Origin of the sequence: Pseudomonas sp. Seg1 (assembly GCF_018326005.1) — a bacterium.
In the GTDB taxonomy this organism is placed as follows: Bacteria; Pseudomonadota; Gammaproteobacteria; order Pseudomonadales; family Pseudomonadaceae; genus Aquipseudomonas.
In genome coordinates this window covers 6373032-6399081 of sequence record NZ_AP021903.1, presented here as the reverse complement: position 1 = coordinate 6399081, position 26050 = coordinate 6373032, and the positions used below count along the sequence as shown (strand labels likewise).

At 59.1% G+C, this 26050-nt stretch carries 27 protein-coding genes and 1 pseudogene; 10 read left to right on the top strand and 18 right to left on the bottom strand.

Going from position 1 to position 26050, the window contains the following annotated elements; genetic code table 11:
* Nucleotides 1-23 precede the first annotated feature (23 nt).
* Nucleotides 24-881: an SDR family oxidoreductase gene (locus tag KI231_RS28890; protein WP_213026968.1), complete on the top strand. Its 858-nt coding sequence runs from the start codon at nucleotides 24-26 to the stop codon at nucleotides 879-881.
* Nucleotides 882-1017: 136 nt separating this feature from the next.
* Here the strand turns inward: KI231_RS28890 and KI231_RS28885 are convergent, their stop codons facing one another.
* The 6 genes from KI231_RS28885 to KI231_RS28860 form a co-directional block, all read right to left on the bottom strand.
* Nucleotides 1018-1758 (bottom strand): putative periplasmic lipoprotein, encoded by a 741-nt coding sequence (locus tag KI231_RS28885; protein ID WP_103302603.1) that lies wholly within the window; start codon nucleotides 1756-1758, stop codon nucleotides 1018-1020.
* 69 nt (nucleotides 1759-1827) lie between these two features.
* Nucleotides 1828-2208, bottom strand: a complete 381-nt coding sequence (gene ridA, locus KI231_RS28880; protein WP_003229509.1) for a deaminase RidA — start codon at nucleotides 2206-2208, stop codon at nucleotides 1828-1830.
* 24 nt (nucleotides 2209-2232) lie between these two features.
* The gene (spoT, locus tag KI231_RS28875; protein ID WP_064589822.1) at nucleotides 2233-4338 is read right to left on the bottom strand and encodes a bifunctional GTP diphosphokinase/guanosine-3',5'-bis pyrophosphate 3'-pyrophosphohydrolase; all 2106 of its coding nucleotides are present in this window, start codon (nucleotides 4336-4338) and stop codon (nucleotides 2233-2235) included.
* A 57-nt stretch (nucleotides 4339-4395) separates the two neighbouring features.
* Nucleotides 4396-4659 (bottom strand): DNA-directed RNA polymerase subunit omega, encoded by a 264-nt coding sequence (gene rpoZ, locus KI231_RS28870; protein WP_007894670.1) that lies wholly within the window; start codon nucleotides 4657-4659, stop codon nucleotides 4396-4398.
* A gap of 167 nt (nucleotides 4660-4826) precedes the next feature.
* On the bottom strand, nucleotides 4827-5447 hold the full coding sequence (gene gmk, locus KI231_RS28865; protein WP_103302602.1) for a guanylate kinase: 621 nt from the start codon (nucleotides 5445-5447) through the stop codon (nucleotides 4827-4829).
* A 10-nt stretch (nucleotides 5448-5457) separates the two neighbouring features.
* Nucleotides 5458-6321 (bottom strand): YicC/YloC family endoribonuclease, encoded by an 864-nt coding sequence (locus tag KI231_RS28860; RefSeq protein ID WP_103302951.1) that lies wholly within the window; start codon nucleotides 6319-6321, stop codon nucleotides 5458-5460.
* A gap of 270 nt (nucleotides 6322-6591) precedes the next feature.
* Here KI231_RS28860 and rph point away from each other — a divergent pair, with 270 nt between their 5' ends.
* From rph to gltS, 3 genes are all read left to right on the top strand, one after another.
* The gene (gene rph, locus KI231_RS28855) at nucleotides 6592-7314 is read left to right on the top strand and encodes a ribonuclease PH (protein WP_027610407.1); all 723 of its coding nucleotides are present in this window, start codon (nucleotides 6592-6594) and stop codon (nucleotides 7312-7314) included.
* A gap of 28 nt (nucleotides 7315-7342) precedes the next feature.
* Nucleotides 7343-7711: a DUF4870 domain-containing protein gene (locus KI231_RS28850; protein WP_103302601.1), complete on the top strand. Its 369-nt coding sequence runs from the start codon at nucleotides 7343-7345 to the stop codon at nucleotides 7709-7711.
* Between the two features lie 401 nt (nucleotides 7712-8112).
* Nucleotides 8113-9321: a sodium/glutamate symporter gene (gene gltS / locus KI231_RS28845; protein ID WP_213026967.1), complete on the top strand. Its 1209-nt coding sequence runs from the start codon at nucleotides 8113-8115 to the stop codon at nucleotides 9319-9321.
* A gap of 101 nt (nucleotides 9322-9422) precedes the next feature.
* On the opposite strand, the gene crc is transcribed toward gltS, so the two are convergent.
* Nucleotides 9423-10202 carry a catabolite repression control protein Crc gene (gene crc / locus KI231_RS28840; protein WP_007920349.1) on the bottom strand — a complete coding sequence of 260 codons (780 nt, stop codon included), beginning with the start codon at nucleotides 10200-10202 and terminating at the stop codon, nucleotides 9423-9425.
* 82 nt (nucleotides 10203-10284) lie between these two features.
* On the opposite strand from crc, the gene pyrE reads away from it, so the two are divergent.
* Nucleotides 10285-10929 (top strand): orotate phosphoribosyltransferase, encoded by a 645-nt coding sequence (gene pyrE / locus KI231_RS28835; RefSeq protein ID WP_007954442.1) that lies wholly within the window; start codon nucleotides 10285-10287, stop codon nucleotides 10927-10929.
* A 172-nt stretch (nucleotides 10930-11101) separates the two neighbouring features.
* On the opposite strand, the gene KI231_RS28830 is transcribed toward pyrE, so the two are convergent.
* The 7 genes and pseudogenes from KI231_RS28830 to coaBC form a co-directional block, all read right to left on the bottom strand.
* On the bottom strand, nucleotides 11102-11485 hold the full coding sequence (locus KI231_RS28830; protein WP_213026966.1) for a hypothetical protein: 384 nt from the start codon (nucleotides 11483-11485) through the stop codon (nucleotides 11102-11104).
* Nucleotides 11472-12044 carry a hypothetical protein gene (locus KI231_RS28825; RefSeq protein WP_103302598.1) on the bottom strand — a complete coding sequence of 191 codons (573 nt, stop codon included), beginning with the start codon at nucleotides 12042-12044 and terminating at the stop codon, nucleotides 11472-11474. The genes KI231_RS28830 and KI231_RS28825 overlap by 14 nt, the downstream gene beginning before the upstream one ends.
* An 18-nt stretch (nucleotides 12045-12062) precedes the next feature.
* The gene (locus KI231_RS28820) at nucleotides 12063-12323 is read right to left on the bottom strand and encodes a hypothetical protein (protein WP_103302597.1); all 261 of its coding nucleotides are present in this window, start codon (nucleotides 12321-12323) and stop codon (nucleotides 12063-12065) included.
* A gap of 191 nt (nucleotides 12324-12514) precedes the next feature.
* Nucleotides 12515-13420: an acetylglutamate kinase gene (argB, locus tag KI231_RS28815; protein WP_003229488.1), complete on the bottom strand. Its 906-nt coding sequence runs from the start codon at nucleotides 13418-13420 to the stop codon at nucleotides 12515-12517.
* Between the two features lie 17 nt (nucleotides 13421-13437).
* Nucleotides 13438-14814, bottom strand: a pseudogene (locus KI231_RS28810) (phosphomannomutase/phosphoglucomutase); the annotation flags it as partial.
* A gap of 331 nt (nucleotides 14815-15145) precedes the next feature.
* On the bottom strand, nucleotides 15146-15601 hold the full coding sequence (gene dut / locus KI231_RS28805; RefSeq protein WP_016985816.1) for a dUTP diphosphatase: 456 nt from the start codon (nucleotides 15599-15601) through the stop codon (nucleotides 15146-15148).
* A 5-nt stretch (nucleotides 15602-15606) separates the two neighbouring features.
* Nucleotides 15607-16815, bottom strand: coding sequence for a bifunctional phosphopantothenoylcysteine decarboxylase/phosphopantothenate--cysteine ligase CoaBC (gene coaBC / locus KI231_RS28800; RefSeq protein WP_103302595.1), 1209 nt, complete (start codon nucleotides 16813-16815; stop codon nucleotides 15607-15609).
* Between the two features lie 135 nt (nucleotides 16816-16950).
* Here coaBC and radC point away from each other — a divergent pair, with 135 nt between their 5' ends.
* Entirely contained in the window at nucleotides 16951-17625 is a 675-nt protein-coding gene (gene radC / locus KI231_RS28795; protein WP_213026965.1) for a RadC family protein, read from the top strand.
* A 131-nt stretch (nucleotides 17626-17756) separates the two neighbouring features.
* Here radC and KI231_RS28790 read toward each other — a convergent pair whose 3' ends face one another.
* Nucleotides 17757-19343: an ABC transporter substrate-binding protein gene (locus tag KI231_RS28790; protein ID WP_213026964.1), complete on the bottom strand. Its 1587-nt coding sequence runs from the start codon at nucleotides 19341-19343 to the stop codon at nucleotides 17757-17759.
* 448 nt (nucleotides 19344-19791) lie between these two features.
* Between KI231_RS28790 and rpmB the strand changes: the two genes are divergently transcribed.
* Both rpmB and rpmG read left to right on the top strand, forming a co-directional pair.
* On the top strand, nucleotides 19792-20025 hold the full coding sequence (gene rpmB / locus KI231_RS28785) for a 50S ribosomal protein L28 (protein WP_007920377.1): 234 nt from the start codon (nucleotides 19792-19794) through the stop codon (nucleotides 20023-20025).
* A gap of 11 nt (nucleotides 20026-20036) precedes the next feature.
* Nucleotides 20037-20192 carry a 50S ribosomal protein L33 gene (gene rpmG / locus KI231_RS28780; protein WP_003177274.1) on the top strand — a complete coding sequence of 52 codons (156 nt, stop codon included), beginning with the start codon at nucleotides 20037-20039 and terminating at the stop codon, nucleotides 20190-20192.
* A 74-nt stretch (nucleotides 20193-20266) separates the two neighbouring features.
* Here rpmG and KI231_RS28775 read toward each other — a convergent pair whose 3' ends face one another.
* Entirely contained in the window at nucleotides 20267-20476 is a 210-nt protein-coding gene (locus KI231_RS28775; RefSeq protein WP_103302592.1) for a peptidase inhibitor, read from the bottom strand.
* 162 nt (nucleotides 20477-20638) lie between these two features.
* Nucleotides 20639-21001 carry a cupin domain-containing protein gene (locus KI231_RS28770; protein ID WP_103302591.1) on the bottom strand — a complete coding sequence of 121 codons (363 nt, stop codon included), beginning with the start codon at nucleotides 20999-21001 and terminating at the stop codon, nucleotides 20639-20641.
* 233 nt (nucleotides 21002-21234) lie between these two features.
* Here KI231_RS28770 and KI231_RS28765 point away from each other — a divergent pair, with 233 nt between their 5' ends.
* Nucleotides 21235-22728 (top strand): aldehyde dehydrogenase, encoded by a 1494-nt coding sequence (locus KI231_RS28765; RefSeq protein WP_213026963.1) that lies wholly within the window; start codon nucleotides 21235-21237, stop codon nucleotides 22726-22728.
* A gap of 244 nt (nucleotides 22729-22972) precedes the next feature.
* The gene (locus KI231_RS28760) at nucleotides 22973-24118 is read left to right on the top strand and encodes an MFS transporter (protein ID WP_213026962.1); all 1146 of its coding nucleotides are present in this window, start codon (nucleotides 22973-22975) and stop codon (nucleotides 24116-24118) included.
* Nucleotides 24119-24286: 168 nt separating this feature from the next.
* On the opposite strand, the gene KI231_RS28755 is transcribed toward KI231_RS28760, so the two are convergent.
* The gene (locus tag KI231_RS28755) at nucleotides 24287-25837 is read right to left on the bottom strand and encodes a phospholipase D family protein (RefSeq protein ID WP_213028849.1); all 1551 of its coding nucleotides are present in this window, start codon (nucleotides 25835-25837) and stop codon (nucleotides 24287-24289) included.
* Between the last annotated feature and the right edge of the window lie 213 nt (nucleotides 25838-26050).

The following is a 26050-nucleotide window of genomic DNA, read 5'->3' as shown; positions in this document are numbered from 1 at the left end:
ATCTTTCCGATAGGAGTTTTTTGATGTCCGCGCCTTCTGTTTTGATTGCCGGTTGTGGTGATGTTGGCAGTCGTCTGGCCAAGCAATTGCTGGCGGCTGGCTGGGAAGTTCATGGCTTGCGCCGGGATGTTTCGAAGCTGCCCGACGGTGTGATCGGCGTCGCCGGCGACCTGTTCAACGAAGACTGTCCGGCGACCTGGCCGGTGGGTGCCGTGGACTATCTGGTGTATTGCGCGGCAGCCACCGATCACGACGAGGCTGGTTATCGCGCGGCTTACGTGCAGGGTTTGCAGAATGTCCTGAGCTGGCTCGACGACTATGGTCAGGTGCCGGAGCGGCTGATTTTTGTGTCCAGCAGCAGCGTTTATGGACAGCAGGATGGGGAGTGGGTGGATGAGCACTCAGAGACCGTCGCCGCCGGTTATTCCGGGCGCTTGATGCTGGAGGCTGAGCAGGTGGCGCTCAATAGCGGCATACCGGCGAGCATTCTGCGTCTGACTGGCATCTATGGCCCGGGCCGCGAATGGTTGTTGACTCAAGTGCGTCGCGGTTATCGCGTGGCGGTGGAGCCGCCGCTGTATGGCAATCGGATTCATGCTGACGATGCGGCCGGTTTGCTGGCATTCCTGTTGGAGAAGGCTCGGCAGGGCGTGAAGCTGGAGGATTTCTACATCGGCGTCGACGATGCACCGGCGCCGTTGGCCGAAGTGGTGGGCTGGCTGCGCGAGTATCTGGGCGTTACCGAATGGGCGGAAGATGCCAGCGTTCGGCGCACCGGCAGCAAGCGTTGCAGCAACGCCCGGGCGAAAGCGTTGGGCTGGACGCCGACTTACCCAAGCTACCGCGAAGGTTATGCCGCAATTCTTGAAGGTAAGTGCTGACTCCCGCACACCACAAACCAGTGTGGGAGCGGGCTTGCCCGCGATGGCGGCATGGCAGTCAACACAAGTGTTGAGTCTGATGGCCTCATCGTGGGCAAGCCCGCTCCCACAGGGTTATGTTGTTCTAAGCGTGTGCTTACTGCTTTTCGAGCAACCACTTGCGTTCGCCCGGCGTGTACTGCGGCATTTCATCAGCCAATGCAGTGTTTACCGCCTGGAAGATCTCCAGTTCCTTGCCCTTGCGCGCAAAGATGTAGGCGTTGCCCTGACCATTGAGCTGCAGCCACATATTGTCATTGGTGCTGCTCATCGATGCGCAGTCACCCGCCAGGCACAGGGCATAGCGATCGGCACCCGGCAAACCGGAGACCTGGCCATCGGCCTGGAACTGCACGGTGTTGCCTTCACCCTGGCCGCTGGCGATTTTCCAGCTGCCGCCCATGTAAGCGGAATACAGCGCGCGTTCGAAACTGGCGCCGATCGGTGCGCCTTCCGGCACCGGGATCTGGGCGCGGTCGAAGACCTGTTCCGGTTCGTTGTCGCTGGCGGCTTGCTGCAGTTGCCCGCCATCACGTTTCAGCTCGCTGGCGGAGCTGCCATAGAAGTCGACTTTCCAGGCGCCGGATTTCTCACCCAGCAGCCGTCCTTCGACGTTCTCGAAACCGTTGGTGTAGCGGGCCTGGCTGGCCTTGGTGTTGATATCCCATTCCAGATTCGGGCCGTAGGCCTGAAGCGCTTCGCGCAGGGAGCCGCCCTTGGTGGCAGCATCGATCGCCACCTGGTTGATCCAGGTGCCGCTGATGTCACGGTCGGCAGGGTTGCTGGCGCAGCCGCCGAGGAAAATGGCGAGCAGCGGGAGAGCTAGCGCTTTGCGCATGGTGGAATCCTTTCAAAACCTTGTCTTGCTGAGCAGTCGGCGCGGCGTTTGAAGGCCGCGCCGTGCGCATCACTCGATGACCAGAATGGCATCCATTTCAACCTGCGAACCCTTTGGCAAGGCAGCTACGCCGATGGCGGCGCGGGCCGGGTATGGCTGGTCGAAGTACTTGCCCATGATCTCGTTGACCTTGGCGAAGTGGCTCAGGTCGGTGAGGAAGATGTTCAGTTTGACGATGTCCTTGAACGAACCACCGGCAGCTTCGGCCACGGCTTTGAGGTTCTCGAACACCTGGACGGTCTGGGCTTCGAAGCCTTCAACCAGTTCCATGGTTTTTGGGTCCAGAGGAATCTGGCCCGACATGTAGACGGTGTTACCAGCCTTGATCGCCTGGGAGTAAGTACCGATGGCGGCCGGGGCCTTGTCGCTGGTGATAACAGTCTTGGTCATGTATGACTCCTTGTTAGGTGTGAGTTATGCACGCATGCGGGTAATGCGGATTACCCCGGTCAGGGCGCGCAGTTTCTTGATCACGCGGGCCAGGTGCACACGGTCGTGGACGCTGACCACCAACTGGACAACGCTGATGCGACCATCGCGTTCGTCCATGCTGATTTTCTCGATATTGCCGTCGGCCGCGTTGACGCTGCTGGCCAGCAGAGCGATCAGGCCGCGCTGGTGTTCCAGCTCGACGCGCAGTTCGACGTTGAATTCGCCGGTGACATCCTTGGCCCACGAGAGCTGGATGCATTTTTCCGGGTTGTGGCGGATTTCGCTGATGTTGCGGCAGTTGTCGAGGTGCACGACCATGCCTTTGCCCGCCGACAGATGCCCGACAATCGGGTCGCCCGGGATCGGCGTACAACATTTGGCGTAGCTGAGAACCAGACCTTCGGTGCCGCGAATCGCCAGCGGGCCTTCCGGACTCGGCAGTTGTTCGCCTTCACCGAGCAAGCGGCGGGCGACCACGTAGGCCATGCGATTGCCCAGACCAATGTCTTCGAGCAGGTCTTCAATCAGTTCGAGGCGGTACTCGGTGAGCATCGCTTTGACGCGTTCGGCCGGGATCTTCTCCAGCGCGCTGTCGAAACCGTTGAGGACCTTGTTCAGCAGGCGTTCGCCGAGGCTGATGGATTCCGAGCGGCGTTGCAGTTTCAGCGCATGGCGAATGTGCGTTCGCGCCTTGCCGGTGACGACGAAGTTGAGCCAGGCCGGGTTCGGTCGTGCACCGGGGGCGCTGACGATCTCGACTGTGGAGCCGCTTTGCAGCGGTTCGGACAGCGGTGCGAGGCGGCGGTTGATCCGGCAGGCGATGCAGCTGTTGCCGACGTCGGTGTGCACCGCGTAGGCGAAGTCGACCGCCGTGGAGCCTTTTGGCAGCTCCATGATCCGGCCTTTGGGCGTGAACACGTAGACCTCGTCCGGGAACAGGTCGATCTTCACGCTCTCGATGAATTCCAGCGAGTTGCCGGCACGTTGCTGCATTTCCAGCACGCCTTTGACCCACTGGCGGGCGCGGGCGTGAGTGCCTTTCGGCTGCTCGTCACCGCTGGATTTGTACAGCCAATGAGCGGCAATGCCGTTGTTGGCCATCTCTTCCATTTCGCGGGTGCGGATCTGGATCTCGATCGGTACGCCGTGCATGCCGAACAGCGTGGTGTGCAGCGACTGATAGCCGTTGGCCTTGGGAATCGCGATGTAGTCCTTGAAGCGCCCCGGCAACGGTTTGTACAAATTATGCACAGCGCCTAGCACGCGGTAGCAGGTATCGACCTTGTCGACGATGATCCGGAACGCGTAGACGTCCATGATCTCGTTGAAGGCCCGACGCTTGCCGCGCATTTTCTTGTAGATGCCGTAGAGGTGTTTCTGGCGACCGCTGACTTCACCCTGGATGCCGTCGATGGCGAGGCAATGGCCGAGGGACTCTTCGATCTTGTTGACGATTTCCTTGCGGTTGCCCCGGGCGCGCTTGACGGCCTGGTAGATCCGCGCGGAACGCATCGGGTGCATGGCCTTGAAACCGAGGTCTTCGAATTCGATGCGGATCGCGTGCATGCCCAGCCGGTTGGCGATGGGCGCGTAGATTTCGAGGGTTTCCTTGGCGATGCGCCGGCGTTTTTCGCCGGACAGCACTTCCAGCGTGCGCATGTTGTGCAGGCGGTCGGCAAGCTTGACCAGGATCACGCGAATGTCGCGCGCCATGGCCATGGCCATTTTCTGGAAGTTTTCGGCTTGTGCTTCGGCCTTGGTCTCGAAATTCATCTGGGTCAGTTTGCTGACCCCGTCGACCAGTTCGGCCACGGTTTCACCGAACTGCGCTTGCAGCGCTTCTTTGGCGATACCGGTGTCTTCGATCACGTCATGCAGCATCGCGGCCATCAGGCTCTGATGGTCCATGTGCATGTCGGCAAGAATATTGGCCACGGCAAGAGGATGCGTGACGTACGCCTCGCCGCTGCGGCGGCGCTGGCCGTCGTGGGCTTGTTCGGCGTAGAAATACGCTCGGCGGACCAGGTTGACCTGGTCATTGCCGAGGTAGGTCGATAAGCGATCGGCGAGGGCGTCTATGCTCGGCATGATGATTCCTGCCGTAGGCTGTGATCCCGCGCCGTGCTACGTCGACCAGGCATAGGCTTAGACGGCCTCGTTGGACTCGTCCTCGAACGCTGCGAACAGCGGTTCGTCTTCGACGATTTCAGCGTTGGCGATGAACTCGTAGCTCATCAGGCCTTCAGCGATTTCACGCAGCGCTACAACGGTAGGCTTGTCGTTTTCCCACTGAACCAGTGGCTCTTTGCCGCCGGTGGCCAGTTGACGGGCACGTTTGGTAGAGAGCATGACCAGCTCAAAACGGTTTTCCACGTGGTTCAGGCAGTCTTCAACGGTTACGCGGGCCATGGTATTCCTCGGAGCGAATGCAATATGCGCGCTGCCCGGTTGGGCGAGCGGACTCAACAGTTTAAAAAATCACCAGCGATTAGGGAAGCGCTGATTTTTTAACCAAGCCCTTCAACGCGCCGCAAGTGCCAATGTAAAGCCCTTGCAGCGGTTTTGGGAAGTGCTGATTAGCCGAGCAATTCGGCCAGTAATTTGCCGAAACGCACCTGTTGGCGTTTCTGCTGCAGCTGATTGGCACGGAAAATCGCCTTCAGATCGTCCAGCGCGTGGCCGAAATCATCGTTGATGATCAGGTAGTCGTACTCGACATAGTGGCTCATTTCACTGACGGCTTCGCGCATCCGCCCGGCAATGATCTCGTCGCTGTCCTGGCCGCGGTTGGTCAGGCGCTGATGCAATGCTTGCAGCGACGGCGGCAGGATGAAGATCGAACGTGCCTGCGGCATCAGCTTGCGCACTTGCTCGGCGCCTTGCCAGTCGATTTCCAGAATCAGGTCGTGACCTTCGTCCAGGGTTTGTTGCAGGCGGCTTTGCGAGGTGCCGTAGAAGTTGCCGAAGACTTCGGCGCGTTCGAGGAAGTCGCCGTGCTCGCCCATCTTCACGAACTCTTCGCGGGTCACGAAGTGATAGTTAACGCCGTCCACTTCACCCGGACGCATGGCGCGGGTGGTGTGGGAGATCGATACGCGAATCTCCGGATTGGCATCGGTCAAGGCCTTGACCAGGCTGCTTTTGCCCGCGCCCGATGGCGCGGAAATGATGTACAGGGTGCCGGTGCTGTGGGTCATGTCTGTTGCCTTACTCAATATTCTGCACTTGTTCGCGCATCTGCTCGATCAACACCTTGAGGTTGACGGCGGCTTGGGTGCTGCGCGGATCGAAGGCCTTGGAGCCCAGTGTGTTGGCTTCGCGGTTGAGTTCCTGCATCAGGAAGTCGAGGCGGCGCCCGGCCGCACCACCGGACTTGAGTACCCGGCGAACTTCGATGATATGGGTGCTCAAGCGGTCCAGCTCTTCGGCCACATCGCTTTTTTGCGCGAGGATGACCATTTCCTGTTCCAGACGCTGCGGATCCAGTTCGGCCTTCATGTCGGCGAAGCGGTCGAGAACCTTCTGGCGCTGGGTCGCGAGCATCTGCGGTACCAGTTCACGCAGGGTCACGACGTCTTCTTCAATGGACGTCAGGCGTTCGTTGATCAGTCGAGCCAGCTCTGAGCCTTCACGCTCGCGGCCCGCTTTCAAATCTTTCAGGCCTTGATTGAACAGTGCGAGGGCTTCGGCATTCAGCGCTTGCGGATCGCTTGCATCAGCAACCAGCACGCCAGGCCATGCCAGCACCTCCAGCGGGTTCAGCGCGGCCGGATTCTTGATCAGCCCGGCAACGGTTTCGGCGGCGGCGACCAATTGCGCGGCGCGCTCGCGATCAACTTGCAGCGGCTTGCCGGTGCTTTCTTCGGTGAAACGCAGGGTGCATTCCAGTTTGCCTCGCGACAGGCCCTGACGCAGGGCTTCGCGGACGGCGCCCTCAAGGTCGCGGAACGACTCCGGCAGGCGCAGGTGCGGTTCCAGATAGCGGCTGTTGACCGAGCGCAATTCCCAGCTCAGGGTGCCCTGGACGCCGGCTTTTTCGACGCGGGCGAAGGCGGTCATGCTGTGCACCATGGCGGTGACCTCGCAATGCAGATCGGCGCGGAACTGCAGTTCCACGGGCGCGATATGAATGAATTTAAGCCGACTGGCAGCAAAGGCGCAGGATTGTAGCGCAGTGCGGCGAATGCGCCCAAACACACGGTGTGACAAAGGGCTGCAGCCCGTCGGTAATGCGTGGTTCAGGGGCTTCGGTCGTCGGCGCGGATTTTTAACAAGTGCCCAGTGACGGTGCAGCGCTCTATAATGCTCGGCAGTTTTCCGTCCCTAGTACAGGTATTCCCTATGAAACGTCCAAGTGGTCGCGCTGCCGATCAGCTCCGCTCGATCCGCATTACCCGCAACTACACCAAACACGCCGAGGGGTCCGTACTGGTCGAGTTCGGTGATACCAAAGTCATCTGCACCGTCAGCGTCGAAAACGGCGTGCCGCGTTTCCTCAAGGGCCAGGGCCAGGGCTGGTTGACTGCCGAGTACGGCATGCTGCCTCGCGCCACTGGCGAGCGTAACCAGCGTGAAGCGAGCCGTGGCAAGCAAGGCGGCCGCACCCTGGAAATCCAGCGTCTGATCGGCCGTTCGTTGCGCGCTGCGCTGGACATGTCGAAGCTGGGCGACGTGACGCTGTACGTCGACTGCGACGTGATCCAGGCTGACGGCGGCACCCGCACCGCGTCCATCACAGGTGCCATGGTCGCGCTGGTCGATGCGTTGAAGGTCATCAAGAAGCGCGGCGGCCTGAAAGGCGGCGACCCGCTCAAGCAAATGATCGGCGCGGTATCGGTCGGCATGTATCAGGGGGAGCCTGTGCTGGATCTGGACTATCTTGAAGATTCCGCCGCCGAGACTGACCTCAACGTGGTCATGACCAGCACCGGCGGTTTCATCGAGGTGCAGGGCACCGCCGAAGGCGCGCCGTTCCAGCCTGAAGACTTGAACGCCATGCTGGAGCTGGCCAAGAAAGGCATGAACGAAATTTTCGAACTGCAGAAGGCCGCACTGGCCGACTGAGCAGGTTCCAACCCGCAAGGAGGACGCGATGAGTGACGAGCAAGAGTTGCTGCCCAAACCGAGCCAGGAGGTTCGCCAATGGGCGATGTTTTGTCACCTGTCCGCCTTGCTGGGGATCTGGATTCCGTTCGGTAATCTGATCGGGCCGTTGATCCTGTGGCAGATGAAGCGCGAGTCGGATCCGTTCATTGATGCCCAGGGCAAGGAAGCGCTGAATTTTCAGATCACCGTGGCGATTGCTGCAGCGATCTCTCTGCTGCTGATGGTGTTGATCATCGGTTTCTTCCTGCTCGGTCTGCTGGCCATCGGTGCGCTGGTGTTGACGATCATCGCCGGAGTGAAGGCCAACGAAGGTTTTCCTTATCGTTATCCGTTCACTTGGCGCTTGATCAAATAAAGATCAGTGCAGATTTCCCCTGGGAATTGTTGAAGTTCGTAGTGCTTTAAAATAAATGCCCTGACTTGTCAGGGCATTTATATTTTTGCAACTGAAATAGTTTTCCTGACGCGTAGGATTAGTCTGCTTGCGATAAGCGGATAAATAGCTTGTAACATCATTTTCGTTTTTACACTTTTAGTCACAACTGCACAGCCTTAGTGCTGTGCACGATCTTGGCAATTAGAGTTCGTGATTGTTAAAGTCGTCGCACGTTATATTCCTGTTGAAATATTTCGATATATTCAGACCATCGAAGGTTCTTGAATTTCACAGCAATCAGTGTTGAGACGATCAGCCGATTCATGGGGCGTGCCCAGGTAAAAAGTGCGCCTCTGAATATATAGCCAAGAATAATCCCAATGATTCAGCTCGATTTTTATGGAACGCTTGTTGCCGCCTCCTTGGTACTTCTGCTGGGGCGCGGACTTGTTGCACGTGTCGGATGTTTGCGTAATTACAATATCCCGGAGCCCGTCGCGGGCGGTTTAGTGGTTGCTCTGGTTTTATTGCTATTGCGCACTTTCGATATTGAAATTCGATTCGATACTTCTCTGCAAACACCTTTGATGTTGGCATTTTTTGCCACCATCGGATTGAGTGCGGACTTCGCCAGCCTGAAGAAGGGTGGACGTGTCGTAGGCATATTTCTGCTGGCGGTAACCGGCCTTCTGGTCGTTCAGAACGCCATGGGCATCGGCCTTGCGACGATGCTCGGGCTGGATCCGTTGATGGGCCTGCTGACGGGCTCGATTACCTTGGCGGGTGGCCACGGCACAGGCGCTGCGTGGGGAACGGTGTTCAGCGAGAAATATGGCTTGGCATCGGCTTCCGAACTGGCGATTGCCTCTGCGACGTTTGGCCTGGTGCTGGGTGGCTTGATTGGTGGTCCGGTGGCTCGTCTGCTGATCAAGCGTGTTCAAGTGCCGGGCTGCAATCCACAGGAAACGCCACGTTTGCCAAAGGGATTTGAGCAGCCGAACAAAGAGCGCTCGATTACACCGTTTTCGTTTATCGAGACGCTGGCTTTGATCGCAGTCAGCCTGCTGGGCGGCAATCTCTTGAATGGCCTGTTGCAAGGAACGGCTTTTGAGTTGCCGACGTTTGTCTGCGTGCTGTTCGTCGGGGTCGTGCTGCGTAACGGCTTGTCAGCGTTGGGCTTGTATCAGGTCTTCGAGCGAGAAGTCTCTGTGCTGGGAAATGTCAGCCTGTCGCTGTTCCTGGCAATTGCCTTGATGTCGCTCAAATTGTGGGATCTGGCCGCTCTGGCGTTGCCGATTTTCATCATCCTGGCGGTACAGGCCTTGGTCATGGCGCTGTTCGCGATCTTCGTGACATTCAGAATGATGGGTAGTAACTACGATGCGGCGGTACTGGCAGCAGGTCACTGCGGTTTCGGGCTAGGTGCGACGCCAACGGCCATCGCCAACATGCAGGCGGTGACTCAGCGCTACGGGCCTTCGCAGATCGCGTTTCTGGTGGTGCCGATGGTGGGGGCGTTCTTTATCGACATCATTAACGTGATCGTTATCAAGCTGTACCTGGTACTGCCGTTTTTCGTTGCCGTCTGATCCCCGGTTCATGTCCGGCGATCGGCTTTAGCGTGGGTTGGCGCATAAAAAAATGCCCGTATCGTTTGATACGGGCATTTTTCATGTCTGCGAATCGACGCTTAGATGGTCAGCGTCCAGTCGTAGTCGACGATCAGCGGCGCGTGCTGCGAGAACCGTGGCTGACGTGGCAGGCGTGCGCTGCGTACAAAGCGGCGCAGACCCGGGGTCAGGATCTGGTAGTCGAAGCGCCAGCCGAGATTGAGCATCTCGGCCTGTTCGTTGTCCGGCCACCAGCTGTACTGGTCGCCTTCACGGCTGACTTCGCGCAGGGCGTCGACATAGCCCATGTTGCCGACAATCTCGTCCATCCAGGCGCGTTCTGGCGCCAGGAAGCCCGGGGATTGCTGGCTGTCGCGCCAGTTCTTGATGTCGAGCTTCTGCTGCGCCACGTACAGCGAGCCACAATAAATGTACTCGCGACGTTTACGCCGCTGTTTGTCCAGATACTTGCCGAAGTCGTCCATGAGCTTGAACTTCTGGTTCAAGTCCTCATCGCCGTTCATCCCGGAAGGAAGCAGCAAGGTGGCAATACTGACTTTGTCGAAATCTGCTTGCAGGTAGCGCCCGTAGCGGTCGGCCGTCTCGAAACCGAGACCGCTGATGACAGCCTTCGGTTGCAACCGCGAATACAAAGCCACGCCACCTTGGGCAGGGACTTCAGCATCGCAGGCATAAAGGAAGTAGCCATCCAGTTGGAAGGCTGGGTCATCCAGTTCAAAGGCGGAGGCACGGGTGTCCTGCAGGCAGATGACGTCGGCATTCTGTGCTTGCAGCCAACTGAGCAAACCACGCTCGACTGCCGCCTGAATACCATTGACGTTCACACTGATGATCCGCATAAATGGCCCCAAAAATCGCGTGCGTGTATGATACACGGCGTCAAGCTAATTAGCTAAATCCGTGGTATTTGGGGTTTTTTTCATGCAAGCGTATCAGCGCGATTTCATTCGTTTTGCCATCGATCGCGGCGTTTTGCGCTTCGGTGAGTTCACCCTGAAGTCCGGGCGCACCAGTCCCTACTTCTTCAATGCCGGCCTGTTCAACTCGGGCTCGGCCCTCGCGCAGCTGGGGCGTTTCTACGCCGCAGCCATTGCCGAGAGCGGCATTCCCTTCGACGTGCTGTTCGGCCCGGCCTACAAAGGCATCCCGTTGGCGGCAACCACCGCCGTCGCGTTGGCTGAACACCACAACCGTGACCTGCCTTGGTGCTTCAACCGCAAGGAAGCCAAGGCCCATGGCGAAGGCGGCAGCCTGGTCGGTGCACCGTTGACCGGCGAAGTGCTGATCATCGATGACGTGATCACCGCCGGCACCGCGATCCGCGAAGTGATGCAGATCATCGCTTCCCAGGATGGCGCCAAGGCCGCAGGCGTGCTGATCGCCCTGAACCGTCAGGAACGTGGCAACGGTGAATTGTCGGCGATCCAGGAAGTCGAGCGCGATTTCGGTATTCCAGTGATCAGCATTGTTTCGCTGAATCAGGTTCTGGAATTCCTCGCTGATGACCCACAGCTCAAGCAGCATTTGCCTGCCGTGGAAGCGTACCGCGCCCAGTTCGGCGTGTAATTGCCTGGAGTGAGCTCTGTGGCGAGGGAGCTTGCTCCCGCTTGAGTGCGTAGCGCTCACAAGATTTTGGGGCCGCAGCGCCGCCCAGCGGGAGCAAGCTCCCTCGCCACAAAAAGTGCTTCATAGTGAAAGACCCCGTTCATTCAGGATGAACGGGGTCTTTTTGTCTGCGCTAGCGCAGGTTGCTCCATTTTTTCAGCAGTTTCAGGGTCAATCTCGCGTTGATCAGTGCAAACGCCAGCAACGCCAGTACCACCATCACGTACAGCGTACGATCAACATCAAAGTCCCACAGATCCAGCGTGCTGCTGCGAATAATGCACACGGCGGCGGGGAGGTTGACGTAAAACAGCGCTGCAAAGGCGCATGTCAGCGGCAACCCACAGTTCAAAAAAGTCCCCATGATCTTTTCTCTGCTGCGTTTTCTCACCTGAAGGCCTTGTTGGTATTCATCCAGTGCCAAGGCTTCATTGAGCCTGGGCCAAGCCAGATTGAACAGGAAAGTGGTCAGGGTCAGCAGCAAGCCACTGACCGCGACGATGTCACCGAACGGCATTGAGCCCCAGCGTGGCACACAGTAAATCGTGGGAATCCTCACTGATCTCGAATTGCCCGGCGCTGCCTTTGCGCTTGGTGATGGGTTTGAAGGTCGGCTCGTTTTGTGTAATCAGCATGTTCAGTTCATCGCGAATCACGTCTGAACTGATGACCACCAGATAGACATCTTTCGCATGTTCCGCAGACTCGACGACCGCGCGCATGCTGTGCTGCAGGATGTCGTCGAGTTGATTGCGGAAGCGCGACACGGTGTTCTTCAGCAAGGTTTTGCTTTGGCTCTGGGTCAGTTGGAAGATTGTCGAGATCTGCGACTCTGTCGGCAATGTCTGCCCAAAGTAACTTTGAATCAGATAGAGCAGGCGGTCCTGTTTGGCCTCGTCGGCCCGGCTGGGCATGCCGCCCTCGACCAGCATTTTCAGGTATTCGGTCAGGCTGGCCTTGGCGATACGCTGCAGGGCGTGGGTGATTTCCGCATCGCCAATCCGCAAGGTCTTCTTGACCGGTTCCTTTTGTTCTTGCTCGAAAGCGTCGGCGTCGATCGTGAACGAGATCTGCATGGCTCAGGCGCTCCGGGATTATTTTTTGTGCGAGGGCCTAATGACCTCGGCGCTCTTGATGCCGGAAGGCTTATCGGTTTTCTGTGGATAGGGATCATTAGGCGCGTCACCTTGTCCGGTCAGGATCTTCCAGCCGTTCAGAACGTGCGCGGTCTTGCGAAATTGCGGGCAGGGCGGCATCGAGGTTTTGGCTTGATTGGAATACTGGTGGCCGCAATCCACGCACTCGTAGGTGCCTGGGGCAACATCACTGCCATAGGGAACGTAGTCTTTTTGCATGGGTAGATCTCCGGTAGGTGAAGGGAAGATCCTAGGGAGATTTGTTCTGATGGGCTGTCGGACGTTTCGCTTAGTGAAGTCAGAAACTTCCTGCGCGCATAAAAAAGATCGCGGACTTCGTCAGTTCCTACAGCACTTTCGTACTGTGTTGCAGGAGCTGCCGCAGACCGCGATCTTTTGTGTTTCAGCAATCAGGGACGCTTGCGATTGCTGATCAGCGTACCCACGCCGGTATCGGTGAAGATTTCCAGCAGGATCGCGTTCGGTACACGACCATCGATGATCAGCGAGCTGCCGACGCCGCCCTGAACCGCTTCCAGCGCACAACGGATCTTCGGCAGCATGCCGCCGTAGATCGTGCCGTCGGCGATCAGGTCGTCGACCTGCTGGGTGCTCAGGCCAGTCAGGACCGTGCCCGACTTGTCCATGAGCCCGGCGATGTTGGTCAGCAGCATCAGCTTCTCGGCTTTCAGCGCTTCGGCGACTTTACCGGCCACCAGGTCAGCGTTGATGTTGTACGACTCGCCGTTCTCACCCACGCCAATCGGCGCGATCACCGGGATGAAGTTGCCTTTGACCAGCAGGTTGAGCAGTTCGGTGTTGATCCCGACCACTTCGCCCACCTGACCGATGTCGATGATTTCCGGCTGGGTCATCTCCGGCGTCTGACGGGTAACGGTCAGCTTCTTCGCGCGAATCAACCCGGCGTCTTTACCGGTCAGGCCGATGGCGCTGCCGCCGTGACGGTTGATCAGGTTGACGATGCTTTTGTTGACCTGGCCGCCGAGGACCATTTCCACCACGTCCATGGTCGCAGCGTCGGTGACACGCATGCCGTCGACGAAATGGCTTTCGATCGACAGGCGCTTGAGCAGATCACCGATCTGCGGACCACCACCGTGAACCACCACCGGGTTGATACCCACGGCTTTCATCAAGACGATGTCGCGGGCGAAGCCGGTTTTCAGCTCCTCGCTTTCCATCGCGTTGCCGCCGTATTTGATCACCAGGGTCTTGCCGACATAACGTCGGATGTAAGGCAACGCTTCGGACAGGACCTGGGCGGTGTGGGCGGCGGCTTCGCGTTCGAGGGTCATTCAGGGCTCCGGGTGAATCAGAACGGTAGTTGGAGATCAGGTGCAACGCGTTTCAGTTGGGCGTGAAACACATCCTTGATGCGCTGCAATTCAGCCTCGTCATCGGCCTCGAAGCGCAGCACCAGCACCGGTGTGGTGTTGGATGCGCGCACCAGGCCCCAGCCTTTGGCGTAGTCGACTCGCACGCCGTCAATGGTGGTCAGGTCAGCGCCTGCGCCCCACTGTGCGTCGTGCAGTGCATCAATGATGCTGAATTTGCTCTCTTCGGTCACATGGATATTGATTTCAGGCGTAGAAATATCATTCGGGAAGGTCGCAAACAGCTCCTCCGCCGTGGATTTTTCCTTGCTGAGGATCTCCAGCAGCCGTGCGGCGCTGTAGATGCCGTCGTCGAAACCGAACCAGCGCTCCTTGAAGAAGATGTGCCCGCTCATTTCACCGGCCAATAGGGCACCGGATTGTTTCATCTTCTTTTTGATCAACGAATGACCGGTCTTCCACATTAGCGGACGACCACCGTATTCCTTGATCAGCGGCACCAGGCGACGGGTGCATTTGACGTCGAAAATGATCTCGGCGTCCGGGTTGCGCGCGACCACGTCACGGGCGAACAGCATCAGCAGGCGATCCGGGTAGACGATGCTACCGGTGTTGGTCACCACGCCGACGCGGTCGCCGTCGCCGTCGAAGGCCAGGCCGATGTCGGCGTTGGTTTCCTTGACCTTGGCGATGAGGTCAACGAGGTTCTCAGGCTTGCCCGGGTCCGGGTGATGGTTCGGGAAGTTGCCGTCGACTTCGCAGAACAGCGGGATGACTTCGCAGTTCAACGCTTCGATCAGCTGCGGGGCGATAACCCCGGCCGCGCCGTTGCCGCAGTCGACCACGACCTTCATGCGCCGGGCCAGTTTGATGTCCTGGACGATTTCGGTGTTGTAGCGGTCGAGAATCTCGACCTGCGTGACGCTGCCCGTGCCGCTGCTCAGGTTGTTGGTCTTGAGGCGCTCGTGCAGGGCCTGAATCTGTTCGTTGGCGAGGGTGTCGCCGGCGATGACGATCTTGAAGCCGTTGTAGTTCGACGGGTTGTGGCTGCCGGTGAGCATCACCCCGGATTTGCCGGCCAGTACGTTGGCGGCGTAGTACAGCGCAGGGGTCGGTACCAGGCCGACGTCGCTGACGTGGCAGCCGCTCTCGGCAATACCGCGGATCAGTTCTGCGACCAGCTCCGGGCCGGACAAACGGCCGTCGCGACCGACGGAAACGTTAGGCTCGCCTTGGGCCAGGCTCTGCGAGCCGATAGCGCGGCCGATCCAGTAAGCGGTTTCGGCATTGAGAAATTCCGGCACAGTGCCGCGAATGTCATAGGCTCGGAAAATGCTGTCGGGCAGCTTCGGGGCGATCTTGGCTGGGGTGCTCATCTACGGAAATGCTCCATCTCGAAAGTGGCGGGACAGACCGACGAATCGTTCGACGGCAGGCTCAAACTGAAGGGTATGACGGCGTTTTCCACAGAGAGTTCGTGGTGTGAAAGGGCCATGACGCCTTGTCTGGCGTGGCTTTCGCCCGGCAAAACCTTGATTTGCGGTGCTAAAACCTGCTGCCGATGTAGCGCATTTTTTGTGGCGAGGGAGCTTGCTCCCGCTGGGTTGCGTAGCGGCCCCAAAGATCTTGTGGGCGCTGCGCACCCAAGCGGGAGCAAGCTCCCTCGCCACAGTAACGGGTTATCTGTTATTTCGTGCCGGTATGGCCGAAACCGCCAGTGCCGCGTTCAGTTTCGACGAACTCTTCAACCATTTCGAAGTGCGCCTGCACCACCGGTACCAGCACCAATTGCGCCAGACGTTCGCCGACGGTCATGGTGAAGTCGGTCTGGCCACGGTTCCAGCAGGACACCATCAGCGGACCCTGATAGTCGGAGTCGATCAGACCGACGAGGTTGCCCAGCACGATGCCGTGTTTGTGGCCCATGCCCGAGCGCGGCAGGATCAGCGCGGCGAGGTTCGGATCGCCGATGTACACCGACAGACCGGTAGGGATCAGCACGGTTTCACCCGGCTTGATCACGATGTCCTGTTCCAGCATGGCGCGCAGGTCGAGGCCGGCGGAGCCCGGGGTGGCGTATTGCGGCAGCGGGAATTCGGTGCCGATGCGTGGGTCGAGGATTTTGGCTTGCAAAGCGTGCATGTAAATTAAACCTGGTTCAGACGTTCGGCGATAAAAGTGACCAGTTGGCGAGCGATCTTGCTCTTGCTGGTCTGGGCGAAAACCGTGGCGTGCAGCTCACGGTCAATCACGCTGCAGGCGTTTTCTTCGCTGTTGAAACCGATGCTCGGGTTGGCGACGTCGTTGGCGACGATCAAATCGAGATTCTTGTCCTTCAGCTTGCGTGCAGCGTAGTCGAGCAGATGTTCGGTCTCGGCGGCGAAGCCGACACTGAACGGACGGTCGGGACGGGTCGCGATGGTGGCCAGGATGTCCGGGTTACGCACCATTTGCAGGACGAAGCCGTCACCGCTCGTAGGGTCTTTCTTGAGCTTTTGCGGGGCAACGACTTCCGGGCGGTAGTCCGCGACCGCTGCCGAAGAGATAAACACATCACACGGGATCGCGGCTTCGCACGCGGCGAGCATGTCCCGGGCGCTGACCACGTCGATGCGGGTGACGCGATCTGGTGTTGGCAGATGCACCGGGCCGCTGATCAGGGTCACGCGGGCGCCGGCCTCTACTGCGGCTTCGGCCAGGGCAAAGCCCATTTTTCCGGAGCTGTGGTTGGTGATGTAGCGCACCGGGTCGATGTTTTCCTGGGTCGGGCCGGCGGTAATCACTACGTGCTTGCCGGTCAGTGCCTGACGCTGGAAGCAGTCTGCCGCGCACTGCGCCAGATCGGTGGCTTCCATCATCCGGCCCATGCCGACGTCGCCGCAGGCCTGGCTGCCGGAGGCTGGGCCGAAGGTCTTCAGGCCACGGCTTTCCAGAAGTTGCAGGTTGGCCTGGGTGGCCGGGTCGCGCCACATCGCCTGATTCATCGCCGGCGCAACGGCCACGACGGCATCGGTGGCCAGCACCAGAGTCGTCAGCAGATCGTTGGCAATGCCTTGGGCCAGACGGGCGAGCAGGTCGGCGGTGGCCGGGGCGATCAGCACCAGATCGGCCCACTTGGCCAATTCGATGTGGCCCATCGCCGCTTCAGCGGCCGGGTCGAGCAGATCCAGGTGGACCGGGTGCCCGGACAGGGCCTGCATGGTCAGCGGGGTGATGAACTCGGCACCGCCATGGGTCATGACCACGCGCACCTCGGCACCCTGGTCGATCAGGCGTCGAACCAGATCGGCGCTCTTGTAGGCTGCAATGCCGCCGCCGACGCCCAGAACGATGCGTTTCCGATACAGCCGCTGCATAGGTCTGCCTTTCATTTCGTGGGTGACATACGTGGCGAAACCCCCTCCCCAGGGTGAATTCGCCCGCAAAAAAGATGGGCTACGATATCACAGCGACCGCTACGGAACAGCGGCGCCCACAGACAAGGAATGTGTATGAGTATTCGCGATTGGCCAGCGGCGGAACGGCCGCGGGAACGGTTACTTGAACAGGGCTCTGCGAGCCTTTCGGACGCCGAGTTACTGGCGATTTTTTTGCGCACGGGAGTCGTTGGAAAAAGCGCAGTGGACTTGGCGCGACACTTGTTGAATCAGTTCGGCAGCCTGCGTTTGTTGCTTGAGGCCGATCAGGAAGCATTCAGCAAACAGTTGGGACTGGGGCCGGCAAAGTTTGCACAGTTGCAGGCTGCTCAAGAAATGAACCGCCGGTATCTGGCCGAGCGCTCACGCAGAGAGCCGGCGCTGGAGAATCCGCAGGCTGTTCGCGATTACCTCAAATCCATGCTCCGACACGAGCCGCACGAGGTGTTTGGTTGCCTGTTTCTGGATTCCAGGCACCAAGTGTTGACGTTCGAGGCGCTGTTTCGCGGCTCGATCGACAACACCAGTGTGCATCCGCGTGAAGTGGTGAAGCGTGCATTGGCGAATAACGCCGCGGCGGTGATCCTCTGCCATAACCATCCGTCGGGCAATACCGATCCGAGTCAGGCGGACAAGCTGCTCACCAAGCGTTTGCAGAAGGCGCTGGAGCTGATTGATGTGCGGATTCTGGATCACTTCATCATTGGCGAAGGGGAGCCCCTGTCGATGGCGGAGTGTGGCTGGATGTAGCGCCTAAGGGAGAATACAAACCCTGTGGGAGCTGGCTTGCCAGCGATAGCGGACTGACAGACAACATTTGTACTGAATGTGCCGCCGTCATCGCTGGCAAGCCAGCTCCCACAGATTTCAGGGTATGGCAGTTATTTGAGATTGACCTTGGAATAGTCCTGGCGCCCGAACGGGCTAACCGAGTAACCCTGCACATCCTTGCGGGTCAGTGCGTACGCGGTCGGGTGCGCCAGCGGCAGCCACAGCGCCTGCTGCTGAATCTGCGCCTGTGCCTGTTCGTACAGCTTGGTGCGAACACCTTGCTCGCTAGTGGTCTTGCCAGCGCTGATCAGTTTGTCCAGGTCAGCATTGCAATAACGGGCGAAGTTGGTGCCGGACTTGACCGCTGCACAGGAAAACTGCGGTGTGAGGAAGTTGTCCGGATCGCCGTTGTCACCGGCCCAGCCCATGAACAACAGGTCATGCTCGCCAGCCTTGGCGCGGCGAATCAACTCGCCCCATTCGATTACGCGGATTTCCGCCTGAATGCCGATCTCCGCCAGATCCGACTGCAACATCTGTGCGCCGAGGCTCGGATTCGGGTTGAGCAGGCTGCCGGACGGCCGCGTCCAGATAGTGGTCTGGAAACCGTCTTTCAAACCGGCCTTGGCCAGCAGCGCTTTGGCTTTCACGACGTCGTGCGGGTAGCCCGCCAGGTTTTTCGCGTAGCTCCAGGTGTTCGGCGGGTAAGGGCCGTTGGCGGGTTCGGCGGTGTCTTCGAACACGGCTTTGATGTAGTTGGCCTTGTCGAAGGCGAGGTTGATCGCCTGGCGCACTTCCGGCTTGTCCAGCGGTGGATGCTGGCTGTTGATGCCGACGAAAGCGGTCATGAAGGCGTCAGTCTTTTCGACTTTCAGTGTCGGTTCTTTCAGCGCAGCCTGTACGTCCAGTGGCTTCGGCGACAGGGCGATCTGGCATTCGTTACGTCGCAGTTTTTGCAGGCGCACGTTGGCGTCCGGGGTGATGGCGAAGATCAGCGGGTCAACCGATGGCTTGCCGGCGAAATAGTCCGGGTTGGCCTTGTAGCGGATGGCGGCGTCTTTCTGGAAGCGGGTGAAGACGAACGGGCCGGTGCCGATCGGCTGACTGTTGAGCTTTTCGGTCGCGTTGGCTTTCAATAACTTGTCGGCGTATTCGGCGGAATAGACCGAGGCGAAGCCCATGCTCAGCGTTGCCAGGAAGGTCGAGTCCGGGTGATCAAGGGTGAAGCGCACGGTCAGCGGATCCAGTGCGTCGATCTTCTTGATCAGCGTCGGCAACTGCATCGACTGCGCATGCGGGAAGCCACTCTGGGCGACTTTATGCCAAGGGTTCGCCGGGTCGAGCATGCGGTCGAAGCTGAATTTGACGTCTTCAGCGGTCAGTTCACGGCTCGGCTTGAAGTAATCGGTCGTGTGAAACTTCACCTGTGGATGTAGCTTGAATACGTAGGTCAGGCCGTCGGTGCTGACTTCCCAGCTGTCAGCCAGGCTCGGGACGACCTTGCCGCTGGCGGTGTCGAACTCCACCAGGCGGTTCATCAGCACATCGGCCGAGGCATTGGTGGTGGTCAGCGAGTTGTACTGCACCACGTCGAACCCTTCAGGGCTGGCCTCGGTACAAACGCTCAGCGCGGCGGCCTGGGCCAATGGGCTCAGCAGGAGCGGGGCGAGCAACAGGGGTAGGGCAGCGAGGCGCATGGTCGGCTTCCTTTTACAGATCGAAGGCCCATCTGCAAGTGCAGTCTGGAAAAGGCCTACCCTAGAGGTCGCGATTGCAAATGACTATCCCCTTTTTGTATTTTTGGGGCCGCTGTCATGCAGTTTCGCTTGGCGGTCGACAGCGCGAAGGGCGCCAATCTTGCCTGTAGGCGGTTTTCTGCGACGAGTGGTAAAAACCGGTGCCAGCCTTTATCCAAGGCGTTCGCGGGTCGGAAAAGCGCATTTTTGTTGATTGATTGCACACGGAAAGTTGTTGCACCCCGGTCTTTCTGGTATAAAGCAGCGCTCTTTTCTAGGGGCCCGGTTCCTTCACTGTAGGTGTAGCCGGTAAGACCTCTAAAGAAACGCGGCGCCTGGCGCCAAATGACTGAGAGATTAAGCGGCCAACCCATGCCGGGTTGGGCATGTGGTTTTAGAGGGCTGAGGCATGTCGAGAGTATGTCAAGTTACCGGTAAGGGTCCGGTGACTGGGAATAACATTTCCCACGCAAACAACAAAACCCGTCGTCGTTTCCTGCCGAACCTGCAGCATCACCGCTTCTGGGTTGAAGAAGAGAAACGTTTCGTGCGTCTGCGCGTATCTGCCAAAGGCATGCGTATCATCGACAAGCGCGGCATCACTGTCGTGCTGGCCGAACTTCGCCGCGATGGCAAGATTTAAGGGAGCTAATCATGCGTGAATTGATTCGTTTGATCTCGAGCGCCGGTACTGGTCACTTCTACACTACCGACAAGAACAAGCGTACTACTCCGGACAAAATCGAGATCAAGAAATATGATCCGGTTGTTCGCAAGCACGTGATCTACAAGGAAGGCAAAATCAAGTAATTGATTTTTCCTGACTTACGAAAAAGGCCCGTATCTCACGATACGGGCCTTTTTTGTTGCCTTTGAAAGGGTAATCAACCGCAAATGAGTTCAATGATCTCGTTGCGCTCGTTCACCAACACTCGAATTCGGTCCGGATCAGTGCGCAGGTTGTACAGGCCGTCTGGCACTTCCAGGCGATGTTTCTTCACGCCGGCGGCATTGCGCACAGCGAGCAGGTTGTCCGAGTCGGCAATATCGCCGAGGAAAAATTTTGCGTTATTCAGGTTGCAGTAGTTGGGCATGATGCCTCCTTGCGTCGATTCGAAAGAAAGGCGCCTTCTGGTCAAGCCCGTCGACACTTCCTGTGCCGGCATGGGAATTAACGCTGAAATTCGGCGCCTTCGCGAAGTTTCGCTCAAAGGTCTTGCCCACGTCCTACCTGTCTCGTCACCTTCTGTGTCGGATCAGCCCTTCTGTTCAAAGATCACATAGATCTTGCGGCACGCCTCCAGCACTTCCCAAGTGCCACGGAAGCCAGCCGGAATCACAAAGCGGTCGCCAACACGCAAGGTCTTGGCATTGCCATCGCTGTCACGCAGCACCGAAACTCCCTGCAGGATCTCGCAATACTCATGCTCGGTGTAATTCACCGTCCATTGCCCGACTGCGCCTTCCCACACGCCGACACCCATTTGCCCACAAGGGCTTTCGTATTGATGGAACACGGCTTGTTCGGGGTCGCCCTTGAGCACTTTGGCCGGGTCCGGGCGATAGCGTTCGGCTTCGCTGCCGGTCAGGCTGATGTCGACGACGTTCTGGATGTTCATTGTTGTTTTCTCCCGTGATGACGGCGCGATGGCTTGAAAGGGCCAAAGTCTATGTTTATTAAAATGAACACCGCAAGGCCGTATAGCGCGCTTATGTCAAATATATTGAAACAACCCCGGCCGCTGGTTTAGGGTGGCGGGTGCCTTGGGCCGAAAGCATGCTGGCCTGGCAGAATTCCTGAAGACGTCCGCGAAGAGCGCGGCGCTCTATTCAACAAGAGGAGGACACTCGAATGACCACCCTGACTCGTGCCGATTGGGAACAACGCGCCCGCGACCTGAAGATCGAAGGCCGCGCCTACCTCAACGGCGAATATACCGACGCCGTTTCCGGCGAGACCTTCGAGTGCATCAGCCCGGTCGATGGCCGTCTGCTGGGCAAGATTGCCAGCTGTGACGCCGCCGACGCCCAGCGCGCCGTGGAAAACGCCCGCGCCACCTTCAATTCCGGCGTCTGGTCGCGCCTGGCACCGACCAAACGCAAAGCCACCATGATCCGTTTCGCCGGCCTGCTCAAGCAGCACGCCGAAGAGCTGGCCCTGCTCGAAACCCTCGATATGGGCAAACCGATCAGTGACTCGTTGTACATCGACGTTCCGGGCGCGGCGCAAGCGCTGAGCTGGAGCGGTGAGGCGATCGACAAGATCTACGACGAAGTCGCGGCCACCCCGCACGATCAACTGGGTCTGGTGACCCGCGAGCCGGTCGGCGTGGTTGGCGCCATCGTGCCGTGGAACTTCCCGCTGATGATGGCCTGCTGGAAGCTCGGCCCGGCGCTGTCGACGGGTAACTCGGTGATCCTCAAGCCGTCGGAAAAATCCCCGCTGACCGCCATCCGCATCGCCGCGCTGGCAGTCGAAGCCGGCATCCCGAAAGGCGTGCTCAACGTGCTGCCGGGTTACGGTCACACCGTTGGCAAGGCGTTGGCCCTGCACAACGATGTCGACACTCTGGTGTTCACCGGTTCGACCAAGATCGCCAAGCAACTGATGATCTACTCCGGCGAATCGAACATGAAACGCGTCTGGCTGGAAGCCGGTGGCAAGAGCCCGAACATCGTCTTTGCCGATGCGCCGGATCTGCAGGCTGCTGCCGAATCCGCCGCCAGCGCCATCGCCTTCAACCAGGGCGAAGTGTGCACCGCCGGTTCGCGTCTGCTGGTCGAGCGTTCGATCAAGGACAAATTCCTGCCGATGGTCATTGAGGCGCTGAAAACCTGGAAACCGGGCAATCCGCTGGATCCGGCGACCAACGTTGGCGCGCTGGTCGATACCCAGCAGATGAACACCGTGCTGTCGTACATCGAATCCGGTCATGCCGATGGCGCCAAACTGGTGGCCGGTGGCAAGCGCATCCTTCAGGAAACCGGCGGCACGTATGTTGAGCCAACGATTTTCGACGGCGTGAGCAACGCCATGAAGATCGCTCAGGAAGAGATCTTCGGGCCGGTGCTGTCGGTCATCGCTTTTGATACAGCCGAAGAGGCGATCCAGATTGCCAACGACACGCCTTATGGCCTCGCCGCTGCGGTGTGGACTCAGGACATCTCCAAGGCACACCTGACCGCCAAGGCACTGCGCGCCGGCAGCGTGTGGGTCAACCAGTACGACGGCGGCGACATGACCGCGCCATTCGGCGGCTTCAAGCAGTCGGGAAACGGTCGCGATAAATCGCTGCACGCGTTCGACAAGTACACCGAGCTGAAAGCGACGTGGATCAAGCTGTAAGCCTTTAGCGGGAGCCTGACTCGTTCAGGCTTCCAACTACAGAGATCCCCCTGTGGGAGCAAACTTTTGTGGTGAGGGGATTCATCCCCTGATCGGCTGCGAAGCAGTCGCAAAACCAGTGCATGCGAGGGTGCAGGTTTTGAGGTCGCTGCGCGACCTGTCGGGGATGATCCCCTTGCCACAGGGTTTGCTCCCACATTTGGTTTTGTGGTGCACATAAAAATAATCCACAGGAGCGTGGACCATGCGTTGGGCGACGTATTTCGCCGTGTTGGCGTCTGTCTTGAGTGTCGGCCTGGCCCTGGGGGTCAGCATGCCACTGGTGTCGTTGCGTCTGGAGAGCTGGGGTTACGGCTCTTTCGCCATCGGCGTGATGGCAGCGATGCCGGCGATTGGCGTGTTGTTGGGCGCGAAGATTTCCAGTCATCTGGCGGCGCGTTTCGGCACGGCGAACCTGATGCGCCTGTGCCTGTGGGCCGGAGCCCTGTCGATCGGTTTGCTGGCGCTGCTGCCGAGTTACCCGATCTGGCTGCTGTTGCGCTTGATGATCGGCGTGATCCTGACCATCGTTTTTATCCTCGGCGAGAGCTGGATCAACCAATTGGTGGTGGAGCACTGGCGCGGGCGGCTGGTGGCGCTGTATGGCAGCAGCTATGCGTTGAGCCAACTGTCTGGTCCGTTGCTGCTGGGCGCGCTCGGCACCGAACACGATTACGGCTTCTGGGTTGGTGTTGCGCTGCTGACGATCTCGCCCTTGCTGTTGCTGCGCCGCAGCGGTGCGCCGAGCAGTGAAGCGAGCAGCGTGACCTTCAGCGATCTGTGGGGTTTTGCTCGGGAGCTGCCAGCGATTGCCTGGGCGGTGTCGTTGTTCGCCGCGTTCGAGGCGATGATCCTGACGCTGCTGCCGGTGTACTGCCTGCAGCAGGGCTTCACCGCCGAGATCGCGTTGGCGATGGTCAGCACGGTGGTGGTCGGCGATGCGTTGCTGCAACTGCCGATTGGCGCGTTGGCCGATTACCTGTCGCGGCGCACGTTGTTCACCGGCTGCGCGGTGGTGTTGATGCTGTCGAGCCTGGCGATTCCAATGCTGATCGACACGCCGCTGATCTGGCCGTTGTGGGTGCTGTTCGGGGCCCGCGCCGGCGGGCTGTTCACCTTGTCACTGATCCTGATCGGTGAGCGCTATCGCGACGATGCGCTGGTGCGGGCCAATGCGCACATTGCCCAGCTGTGGGGTGTGGGTTGTCTGATCGGGCCTTTGATGGCGGGGGCGGGCAGTCAGTGGGTCAGTGGGCATGCATTGCCGTGGTTGATGGCGGCTGGGGCGTTCGGGCTGGTGATTCTCCTTATGCGCCAAGGTGCATTCGGTACGGTGGCCGAGCCGGCCTGAGTCTGGTTGCAAAGTTTGTGATTACCTTGTGGTGAGGGGATTCATCCCCGATGGGGCGCGCAGCGGCCCTGCTTTTTTCCACATGACAGCGGGACTGCTATGCAGTTTATCGGGGATAAATCCCCTCACCACAAGAGCCTCCTCTCACAGTAGAAGCTGCGTGTCCGGCTACAACATCCGTTCCAAACCGACCGAGGTGCTGAACCACGCATTTAAGCGCCGCCACCAGCTCCCAGGCTCCTTGGTCAGCGTGTGCATCTGGCCGTTGTCCTCGGTCACCCAGACGATATTTCCATTCTGCATTTTCGCTTCGTAGCTGAGCGCCGGCGCCATACCTTGCAACGCCAGTTCGCGGACGTGTTCGGCCAGCTCCGGACTGTCCACCAGCACGCCCACCTCGGTGTTCCACAGCACTGAGCGAGGGTCGAAGTTGAACGAGCCGATAAACGCTTTTTGCCGGTCGAAGATCATCGCCTTGCTGTGCAGGCTCGAATCCGAGCCGCGAAACGATTTGCTGTAGAACACGTGCGGGGCGCTGCCGCCACCGTCCCCCGGCTGGCGCCGCAGTTCGAACAATTTCACCCCATGCTCCAGCAGTGCCTTGCGATAAGGCGCGTAGCCACCGTGCACCGCCGGCACATCTGTGGCCTCCAGTGAGTTGGTCAGCAAGCTCACCGAGACTCCGGCGTCGGCGCGTCCGGTCAAGTACACAAGCCCCGGCTGGCCCGGAACGAAGTAGGCAGAGATCATGATCAGTTCTTTGCTGACGCCGCGCAGTTCCGGCGCCAGTTGCGTGGTCAGCAGCAATTGCGGATCAGGCTCGGCCTTGGCCAACACCTTGCTTGGTGCATCCCACAGTGCCTGATTCCACGCCCAGATCAGCTCCTTGCGCCAGATGTCCATGCGCGGTTCGGTCTTGAACGTCATCAGCTGCTGATACAGCGCGTGATTCTGCTTGCGGGTTTCTTCGAGGGATTCTTCCAGGCGTGTGCGGGTGTTCTGCAAGTCCTTGGCGGTCGGTCTGCTCGAGAGAAACTCGTCGATCGGCTTGCTCAGCGCACTGTTCCAGTACTGGTCGAAACTGTGCCCGAGCTGTTCGGCCACCGGGCCGACGCTGAGCATGTCGATGTCGGTGAAATTCAGGTTTGGCTCGGCATCGAAATACTCGTCGCCCAGGTTGCGTCCGCCGACAATCGCCACGCTGTTGTCCGCCAGCCACAGCTTGTTGTGCATCCGCCGATGTTGCAGCGACAGATTGAACAGGCGCCCGGCTGCCCGCGTGACACCCGTGCTACGACCCAGGTGCAACGGATTGAACAGGCGAATCTGGATCTGCGGATGCGCCGCGAGGGTAGCGATGATCTGGTCGAGGCCGTCGCTGGTGGTGTCATCGAGCAGAACCCGCACCCGGACGCCACGGTCGGCAGCCTTGAGCAGTTCTTCCACCAGCATCCGCGTGCTGATGCCGTCATGGACAATGTAGTACTGCAGGTCGAGGCTGTTTTGTGCATTGCGGATCAGTTCGGCGCGGGCGGTGAAGGCTTCGGTGCTGTTGGACAGTAGACGGAAACCGGAGCGCCCCTGATGTGGCGCGGCCTGTGCCTGGATCGAGCGACCAAAGCTGGAGTCTCCGGCTGGTAATGCCTGGCTGGGTTCGCGAGGTATTTCGAGGCCGGCACATCCAGCGATCCAAGTGACCAGAAGGCACACAGCAAACAGCTTTAGTCCAGGGCGCACGTTGTGTTCTCAAATCGTGACAGGAGGCGAAGTATGGCACGCACTGCAATGACATCAACGCTGGCAGTAAGTGCGTGCTGTTCATGCAGTAGGAAAGAGTTAGTAAACGAATTTTGCCTATAGAAGTTGTCGTGCTTTCCCTTTGTGATCAGTGTCGTTTCCTACAGATTTATCTCTCATAAGCCGCAATCATCT

What these genes read in the sequence shown, in the direction of transcription:
- KI231_RS28890 (WP_213026968.1), top strand. Translation starts at nt 24, where the DNA reads ATGTCCGCGCCTTCTGTTTTGATTGCCGGTTGTGGTGATGTTGGCAGT.
- KI231_RS28885 (WP_103302603.1), bottom strand. Translation starts at nt 1,758, where the DNA reads ATGCGCAAAGCGCTAGCTCTCCCGCTGCTCGCCATTTTCCTCGGCGGC.
- ridA (WP_003229509.1), bottom strand. Translation starts at nt 2,208, where the DNA reads ATGACCAAGACTGTTATCACCAGCGACAAGGCCCCGGCCGCCATCGGT.
- spoT (WP_064589822.1), bottom strand. Translation starts at nt 4,338, where the DNA reads ATGCCGAGCATAGACGCCCTCGCCGATCGCTTATCGACCTACCTCGGC.
- rpoZ (WP_007894670.1), bottom strand. Translation starts at nt 4,659, where the DNA reads ATGGCCCGCGTAACCGTTGAAGACTGCCTGAACCACGTGGAAAACCGT.
- gmk (WP_103302602.1), bottom strand. Translation starts at nt 5,447, where the DNA reads ATGACCCACAGCACCGGCACCCTGTACATCATTTCCGCGCCATCGGGC.
- KI231_RS28860 (WP_103302951.1), bottom strand. Translation starts at nt 6,321, where the DNA reads ATGGTGCACAGCATGACCGCCTTCGCCCGCGTCGAAAAAGCCGGCGTC.
- rph (WP_027610407.1), top strand. Translation starts at nt 6,592, where the DNA reads ATGAAACGTCCAAGTGGTCGCGCTGCCGATCAGCTCCGCTCGATCCGC.
- KI231_RS28850 (WP_103302601.1), top strand. Translation starts at nt 7,343, where the DNA reads ATGAGTGACGAGCAAGAGTTGCTGCCCAAACCGAGCCAGGAGGTTCGC.
- gltS (WP_213026967.1), top strand. Translation starts at nt 8,113, where the DNA reads ATGATTCAGCTCGATTTTTATGGAACGCTTGTTGCCGCCTCCTTGGTA.
- crc (WP_007920349.1), bottom strand. Translation starts at nt 10,202, where the DNA reads ATGCGGATCATCAGTGTGAACGTCAATGGTATTCAGGCGGCAGTCGAG.
- pyrE (WP_007954442.1), top strand. Translation starts at nt 10,285, where the DNA reads ATGCAAGCGTATCAGCGCGATTTCATTCGTTTTGCCATCGATCGCGGC.
- KI231_RS28830 (WP_213026966.1), bottom strand. Translation starts at nt 11,485, where the DNA reads ATGCCGTTCGGTGACATCGTCGCGGTCAGTGGCTTGCTGCTGACCCTG.
- KI231_RS28825 (WP_103302598.1), bottom strand. Translation starts at nt 12,044, where the DNA reads ATGCAGATCTCGTTCACGATCGACGCCGACGCTTTCGAGCAAGAACAA.
- KI231_RS28820 (WP_103302597.1), bottom strand. Translation starts at nt 12,323, where the DNA reads ATGCAAAAAGACTACGTTCCCTATGGCAGTGATGTTGCCCCAGGCACC.
- argB (WP_003229488.1), bottom strand. Translation starts at nt 13,420, where the DNA reads ATGACCCTCGAACGCGAAGCCGCCGCCCACACCGCCCAGGTCCTGTCC.
- dut (WP_016985816.1), bottom strand. Translation starts at nt 15,601, where the DNA reads ATGCACGCTTTGCAAGCCAAAATCCTCGACCCACGCATCGGCACCGAA.
- coaBC (WP_103302595.1), bottom strand. Translation starts at nt 16,815, where the DNA reads ATGCAGCGGCTGTATCGGAAACGCATCGTTCTGGGCGTCGGCGGCGGC.
- radC (WP_213026965.1), top strand. Translation starts at nt 16,951, where the DNA reads ATGAGTATTCGCGATTGGCCAGCGGCGGAACGGCCGCGGGAACGGTTA.
- KI231_RS28790 (WP_213026964.1), bottom strand. Translation starts at nt 19,343, where the DNA reads ATGCGCCTCGCTGCCCTACCCCTGTTGCTCGCCCCGCTCCTGCTGAGC.
- rpmB (WP_007920377.1), top strand. Translation starts at nt 19,792, where the DNA reads ATGTCGAGAGTATGTCAAGTTACCGGTAAGGGTCCGGTGACTGGGAAT.
- rpmG (WP_003177274.1), top strand. Translation starts at nt 20,037, where the DNA reads ATGCGTGAATTGATTCGTTTGATCTCGAGCGCCGGTACTGGTCACTTC.
- KI231_RS28775 (WP_103302592.1), bottom strand. Translation starts at nt 20,476, where the DNA reads ATGCCCAACTACTGCAACCTGAATAACGCAAAATTTTTCCTCGGCGAT.
- KI231_RS28770 (WP_103302591.1), bottom strand. Translation starts at nt 21,001, where the DNA reads ATGAACATCCAGAACGTCGTCGACATCAGCCTGACCGGCAGCGAAGCC.
- KI231_RS28765 (WP_213026963.1), top strand. Translation starts at nt 21,235, where the DNA reads ATGACCACCCTGACTCGTGCCGATTGGGAACAACGCGCCCGCGACCTG.
- KI231_RS28760 (WP_213026962.1), top strand. Translation starts at nt 22,973, where the DNA reads ATGCGTTGGGCGACGTATTTCGCCGTGTTGGCGTCTGTCTTGAGTGTC.